Below are 6,010 nucleotides of genomic sequence, written 5' to 3'. Positions count from 1 at the left end.
AGATGTGTATAGGGGACGGGCGGCGGCAGTGGTGGCGGCAGCGGGGGCGCGGGCGGGGCCGGCGGGGGCGGCGGGTCGTCGTTTGCGGGCGCGGGCACCAGCGCGGTGGTGCACACGCCCGGCCAGCGGGCCGGCCACGGCTACGTGCGCCTCTACCCCGGCGGCCTGGCGCCCGGCGGCGTGCCCGCCCCGGTGCTCGACGCCAGCAACTTCCTCAACCTGCCGGCTGCCGACAACTTGGGCAACCACACCGCCACCCGCAACCTCGACCTAAGCGCCTACCAGCTGGTGGGCAACGGCGGTACCACCGGGCTGAGCGTCAATTTTCAGGGCTGGACGGGCATTGGCATCAGCGCGCCCGCCACGCCGCTGCACCTGCGCAGCACCATCACCTACAACATGGCCACGCTGGAAAGCAGCCAGACCGGCCCCCACCTGAACCTGGTGAAAACCGGCGCCGGCCGGGCTTTCGTCGACTACATTGGCAGCACCGAAACGGGCCCGCGGGCCGGGGCCCTGGAACTGCGCGGTTATTCCTCGGTCCAGATAAACGGCGACAACGACGCGACGACGGCCGACCTGACGGTGAAGGCCAACGGCTTCATTGGGCTGGGCACCCCCGCGCCCTTCTCCCAGCTGGCCAACACCGACCAGAACATCGTCGGCTCCGACGGCAACGGCGGCAACCCGGGCACGCTGACCTGGCTGGCCAATCAAAACGGCTTCGTGGGGGGCTTCTTCAACGCCTCGCCCACCTCCGCCGCCGCCAACGGCCTGGGCGTGAAGATTGCCAGTTCCAGCGCCCTCGCGCTCGACGTGAGCCGGCACGCCAACGCCGGCACGCCGGGGACCTCCTTGCTAACGGTGCGCGGCAACGGCAACGTGGGCCTGGGCACCGGCGCGCCCCAGGGGCACTTGCACCTGGTGAGCGACGCCGGCGGGGGCGGCGCCGTCGACGACTACCTCTTTGACGAATACGGCGGCGGCGACCAAACCATTTACATGCGCCGGGCCAACGGCACCTTGGCCGCGCCGGTGGCCTTGGCCACCGGCGACTACATTGGCCGGTTGGCGTTTGTGGCCGGCCGCAACGGGGCGGTGGGCTACGCCCCCAGCGCCGACATCAAGAGCTATTACCAGGGCGACGGCAGCACCAACCTGGCCGACCTGCGTTTCTCGACCAGCAACACCGAACGGGTGCGCCTCGACAAAGACGGCAACCTGGGCATCGGCACCATCTCGCCCGACGCTCGCCTCGACGTGGAAGCCGGCGCCGGCAACCTGGCCCTGAAAGTGACCAGCGGCCTGGCCACGCACAGCACCGCCAGTGCCGCCGCGCCCACCGCCGGCGCCACCCTCGCCCCCACGGCCATGGTGCACTACTACACCACCAACGGCTCGAATGCCAACAACGGCACCGTAACGCTGGGCACTGGCACCGAGGGCCAGGTACTGACGGTGGGCAATTTCGACCCGCAAAACCTGTCGGTGGCTTACGCCAACGGTACCGTCACGCTGGGGGCGAATGGCCTGCGGAATTTTATTTATCTGGCGGGGGGCTGGCGCCTGCAGTAATCCCGTCGTCTTCCACCCTCGCATTGGATGAACATGAAAAACTCATACGCTCTCCTGCCGCTCGCGGCCCTGCTGCTGGCGTCAGCGTCCGGCGTTGCCCAAACCCTCACCAACAACGGGGCCACCCTCACGGTGCAACCTGGCGCAACGCTATACGTGAGCGGCAGCTTGTTGAACCAAGCCGGTGCCCTCGCCAACGACGGCACCGTGCAGCTCACCGGCGACTTCACCAACGCCGCCCCAGCAGCCAGCCTGAGCGGCGCGGGCCTGCTCCGCTTCAGCGGCACCCAGGACCAGACCCTGACCGCGCCGGCCGGCACCGCGCTGGCCAATCTGGAAGTGGCCAACACCGGCAGCACCGGCACCAACCGCCTCCTCCTGCCCGCCGACCTGAGCGTCACCAGCCAACTCACCCTTAGCGCCGGCCTGCTGCGCACGGCTCCCACCGCCGCCCTCACCCTACCCCATGGCGCCACCCTCCTGGGCGAGCAAGCTGGCCGCTACGTGCAGGGCAACCTGCGGGCCGTGCGCGCCGCCGTGAGCGGCACCGCGCCCGTGGCCTTTTCCAACGGCGTCACCCTCAACCCCAACGGCCAGAGCCTGGGCACCGTCACCGTCACGCGCACCGCCGGCCTGCAAACGGCCGGGCTGAGCTTCGGCCAGAACCTGGCCGGCACCAACAACGGCATTGACCGGGTGTGGACCGTGGCCGCCACCGGCACGCCAACGGCGGCCGTCATGGCCTCGCTTAGCTGGCTGCCCGACGACGACAACGGCTTCGTGCCCGGCACCAGTGCCCAGCTCTGGCGGGCAGCTTCGGCGGCCGGGCCCTGGAGCAAAGTGGGCGCGCCCGGCAGCGCCGCCACCCGCAGCTTTGCGGCCGACGTTACGGAGTTTGGCGCCTTCACCGTCAGCAACGTCTCGGCCCCGCTGCCCGTGGAGTTGGCGCGCTTCACGGCCGAGCCGCTGGGCGACGATGCGCTGCTGCGCTGGACCACGGCCTCGGAGAAAAACAACGACCATTTTGAGGTGGAAGCCAGCGCCGACGGCCGCGCTTTCCGCCGCATCGGCACCGTGGCCGGGCACGGCAGCACCACGCAGCCCGTTGACTATCAATTCACCGACAAGGCCATTGCCCGCTACGCCGCCGACCCCGTGTATTACCGCCTGCGCCAAGTGGACAAGGATGGCACGGCCAGCTACTCGCCCGTGCGCCAGGTGCGCGTGGCCGCACCGCTGGGCCTGTCCGCCGAAGCCTGGCCGCAGCCCTTCGGCCCGGCGGGCACCACCCTCACCCTGCGCACGGCCTCGGCGGGCCCGGCCGCGCTCATCGTGCACGATGCCCTGGGCCGCCTCGTGCTCAGCCGCACCCTCAACCTGCCGGCGGGCAGCACGGAGTTGCCGCTGGCCGAGCTTGGACCGCTGGCCACCGGCGTGTACGTGCTGCGCCTCAACCAGGGCGCCCAACACGCGCAGCTGAAGCTCGTGCGGGAATAGGCCCGCAGGCGGAAAGAAGGAGGGCGACGATTATTTTTCGAAAAAATCGTCGCCCTCCTAGCACCACCGCTCCTGCATGCCGTTTCGTTTACGCCATTGGCCTCGCTTCCAACTTGTTTTTTCGGGGCTGATGCTGCAGGCGCTGCTGCCATTGGCGGCACGGGCGCAAGTCGCTTCCTTGCCGCCCGTTCCCGACAGCCTGCGCGCGGCTCTGAAGGCCGCGCCGGCTGCCGGGGCGGCCCGGGCCGCCGTCCTGCTGCGCATCGCCGATGCTTACTGGGAACCGTTTGATTCGGCCGGCGTGGTGCAGTACGCGGAGGAAGCCGAACGCGTGGCCCGCCGGGCGCAGCAGCCGGTGCTGGCCGGCCGCGCCCTGGACCTGCGCGGCAACTACTACCGCGAAGCCGGCGACGTGTCCCGCGCCCTGGGCCTGCTGCAACAGGCCGGCCCGCTGCTACGCACCGCACCAAGCGCCGTCTTGGCCAACTACCGCTACCATTTGGGGATGGCGCACGGCGACTTGAACCAGCCGGCTCAGGCGTTTCAATTGTACCGCGAAGCTTACCAGTTGGCGGGCACCAACGCCGATTTGCGGGCTGAAATTCTGAACTCGCGGGGCATCTTGTTTGCGCGGCAAAACCGGCTCGACTCGGCCGCCGTCAATCTGTTTCGGGCCGTGCGCCTGCACCACCGCCGCGGCAACCGGGGCTCGGAAGCCGCCGCCCTGGGCAATTTGGCGCTGATTTACGCGCAGCAAAAGCGCTGGGCCGAAGCCGCCGCCTACACCCGGCAGGGCAAGGCCCTGGAAACCGCCTTGCGCGACACCGTGGCCCTGGCCACGTCGTGGCTCAACCTGGGCACCGTGCTGCTGAGCCGCGACAGCGCCCGCGCCGCGCTCCCCTGCCTGCGGCTGGCCCTGCACCTGCAGCAGCGCGCCCACCTCACTGGCGCCGCGCCCATCACCTGGAACACGCTGGCCAAAGCCTACGAACACCTGAACCGGCCCGATTCGGCCCGTTACTACTTTGCCAAAGTGCTGGCTCAGCGCCGGCGCATCGGCCGGCCCGCCGAGCTGAGCGTGGCCCTGAAAAGCCTGGCCGGCTTTTACCTGCGCCAGGGCCAGTGGCCGCAGGCCGAAAGCTACGCCCGCCAGGTGCTGGCCCTGCCCCGGCAGGCCCTGGAATCGAACCAGGTACTGGACGCGCTGGACGTGCTGCGCCAGGTGGCCGCGCACCGCCGCGACTTCGCCGCCGCCTACGCTTGGCAAACCCGCGCCCAGGCCCTGCGCGACTCCCTGCGCGCCCTGGCCGACACCCGCATTACCGAGGAGCAGCGCGCCCGCTACGAAACCGACCGCGCCGAGGCCCGCGTGCGCGAACTCACTCAGCGCCAGCAGGTGACCGAGCTGCGCAGCCAGCGCCAGCTGCTGGGCGCCGGGCTGGCGGCGGTGTTGCTGCTGGCCGTGGGGGCGGTGGCCCTGCAGGAATACCGCCGCCGGCAGCTGCGCCGCGAGCTGGCCCTGCGCACGCGCCTCTCCGCCGATTTGCACGACGAAGTGGGCGCCCTGCTCACCCAGATTTCCATGCAAACCGATTTGCTCGAAGCCGGCGTGCACGCCCCGGCCCAGCAGCAGGCCCAGCTGCGCGAAGTGGCCGCCACCAGCCGGCGGGCCGCCACCCAGCTGCAGGACGTGGTGTGGAGCTTCGACGCCCGCAACGACGCCGTGGGCAGCCTGCTGGACCGCCTGCGCGACCACGCCTACGAGGTGCTGCAATACGGCGACGCCACCATCACCTTCGCCCCCGATGCCGCCAGCGAAACCACGGTGCTGCCCGTGGAAACCCGCCGCGCCCTCTACCTCATTTTCAAGGAAGCCCTCGCCAACATTCAAAAGCACGCCCCGCCGGCTGCGCACATTCAGGTGGCGCTGCGCACCGCGGGCCAGCGCCTCACCCTGGCCATTGCCGACGACGGCCCGCCTTCCGCCACCGGCTCCGGGCGCGCTTCGGGCCACGGCTTGCGCAACATGCAGGCCCGCGCCGAGGCCCTGGGCGGCACCTGCCGCACGGGCTTCGGCGCGGTGCCGGGCCAGCCGGGCTTTGGCGTGCTGGTGGAAGTACCGGTGAGCTAGTTGCTAGCCCCCAGCACGCCATGCAGCGCGCAACCCCCTGCCCTCCCCCATCAAGATGTACTGGCGGCGTTTTCGGCCGGCCGGTACTTTTGCCCCATGCCCGTTTCGCTTGCCCTGATTGAAGACGTGCCCGCCGTGCGGCAGGCCCTGCATACCTACCTCTGCGCCCAACCCGAATTCGACTGCGTGCTGGCCGTGGGCTCGGTGGAAGAATTTCTGGCGCAGGCCAAAACGCTGGCGGCCCCGCCCCGGCTGGTGCTGTCCGACATCGGCCTGCCCGGCAAGTCGGGCATTGAGGGCGTGGGGCTCATTCGGGCGCAGCTGCCGGGCACCGACGTGGTGCTCCTCACCACCCCACCCGGCAACCCGGAGTGGATATTTCAGGGGCTGTGCGCGGGCGCGGTGGGCTATTTTTTGAAGAACACGCCGCTGGCCGACCTCAAGGCCGGGCTTCTTTCGGTGGCGGAGGGGGGCAGCAGCATGAGCCCGGCGGTGGCCCGGCAGGTGGTCCGGTTTTTCCAACCGGCCGCCGCGCCGGCGCAGCCCCTCACCCCGCGCGAGCAGCAGGTGGTGCAGGCCATTGAAGAAGGCCTGAGCTACAAGCTGATTGCCGCCCGCCTGGGCATCGGGCTCGACACGGTGCGCGGCCACATCAAGAGCATCTACGGCAAGCTGCACATCAACTCCAAGGGCGAGCTGCTGGCGCGCAACCGGCGCTGGTAGCGCCCGCCCCCCATCAAGATGTACTTGTGCGGCAGGATGGCGGCCGGGAACTTTGCGAACGCCCTTGGCGCGGTGCCAGGGCCA

4 protein-coding genes are annotated in these 6,010 nt (G+C 70.1%); all 4 read left to right on the top strand.

What is annotated here, in order from left to right; translation table 11 throughout:
- Positions 1-105: 105 nt before the first annotated feature.
- Positions 106-1,575 (top strand): hypothetical protein, encoded by a 1,470-nt coding sequence (locus tag JAO73_RS17400; protein ID WP_198978414.1) that lies wholly within the window; start codon positions 106-108, stop codon positions 1,573-1,575.
- 33 nt (positions 1,576-1,608) lie between these two features.
- On the top strand, positions 1,609-3,072 hold the full coding sequence (locus JAO73_RS17395; RefSeq protein WP_198978413.1) for a T9SS type A sorting domain-containing protein: 1,464 nt from the start codon (positions 1,609-1,611) through the stop codon (positions 3,070-3,072).
- A gap of 130 nt (positions 3,073-3,202) precedes the next feature.
- Positions 3,203-5,203: a tetratricopeptide repeat-containing sensor histidine kinase gene (locus JAO73_RS17390; protein WP_198978412.1), complete on the top strand. Its 2,001-nt coding sequence runs from the start codon at positions 3,203-3,205 to the stop codon at positions 5,201-5,203.
- A gap of 96 nt (positions 5,204-5,299) precedes the next feature.
- Entirely contained in the window at positions 5,300-5,926 is a 627-nt protein-coding gene (locus tag JAO73_RS17385; protein ID WP_198978411.1) for a response regulator, read from the top strand.
- Positions 5,927-6,010: the final 84 nt, after the last annotated feature.

Source organism: Hymenobacter miniatus (assembly GCF_016427455.1).
Taxonomy (GTDB): Bacteria; Bacteroidota; Bacteroidia; order Cytophagales; family Hymenobacteraceae; genus Hymenobacter; species Hymenobacter armeniacus.
The sequence above is the reverse complement of the archived record's forward strand: the minus strand, read 5'-3'. Positions and strand labels throughout refer to the sequence as shown.